Annotated in this window: 1 pseudogene; it reads right to left on the bottom strand. The window is 64.4% G+C overall.

Annotated features, from left to right (window positions below):
* Nucleotides 1-1,032, bottom strand: a pseudogene (locus ACZYZ9_RS26415) (IS3 family transposase); the annotation flags it as partial.
* Nucleotides 1,033-1,079: the final 47 nt, after the last annotated feature.

Genomic DNA, 1,079 nt, shown 5'->3' with positions numbered 1-1,079 from the left:
AGTCCTCGATGATTACCCGGGCTTCCAGCGGCGAATCGAACCGCCACGCGTTGAGCAGCTCGTCGCGTAGTTGTCCGTTGAACGATTCGATTCAGGCGTTCTGCCACGGCGAGCCCGGATCGATGAAAAGTGAACCGGCACTGTTGAATCGGCACCAATCAGCCACGGCGTACGCCACGAACTCGGGGCCGTTGTCGAAACGCACGTAATGCGGCGCCCCGTGGACGAGCGCCAAGCGGTCCAGCACAGCGACCACTCCGTCGGCGTCGATGGATCGATCGACTTCGATCGCGAGTGCTGCGCGGGTCAACTCGTCGATGACGTTGAGCATCTTCACTGTGCGCCCATCAGCGGTGGTGTCGAACTGAAAGTCCATCGCCCAGATCACGTTCGGGCGGATCGGGGACATCGCACCCACGACGACACCGACCCCGGTCAGGCGCTTCTTGCGGCGCCGCTGCGGCACCCGAAGGCCCTCCTCACGCCACAACCGGCGGATGCGTTTGTTGTTGGCCTTCCAGCCGGCTCGGCGGGCCATCTTCGCCGCCCGTCGCCATCCCCAGCGAGGGCGGTCGGTAGAGAATTTGCGCAGCCAGGCCCGCAGCTCGGCCTCCTCGGTGGTGACCGGTGCCGGTGTCAGGCGCATCGTGGAACGGTGCAACCCGACGACCGCACAGGCGCGGCGCTCGGACACCCCGAACCGCTCACGCAGCGCCGCAACGGCATTGCGTTTGCGGTTCGGGGTCAGAAGTTTCCCGACGAGATCTCCTTGAGCATGTCGATATCGAGGGCCTGGTTTGCGACCAGCTTCTTCAGGCGGGCGTTCTCGGCTTCAAGTTCCTTGAGCCGTTTCGCGTCGTTGGCCTTCATACCGCCGTACTGCGCCACCCAGCGATGCCACGTCGATTCCGCGACCTCCAGGTGCCGGCACACCTCACCGAGTTCCTGGCCGGTCCCGAGCAGCTTGTTGCCCTCGGCGAGCTTGCGGATGATCTGATCCGGCGTATGCCGCCGGCGCCTGTTCGATGCCATGTCGTTAGTGATTCTTCCTGCCCAAGCACTCGGGCAACAGAGTCCCA

The organism is Mycobacterium sp. IDUB_28 (assembly GCF_055419285.1).
The sequence above is the reverse complement of the archived record's forward strand: the minus strand, read 5'-3'. Positions and strand labels throughout refer to the sequence as shown.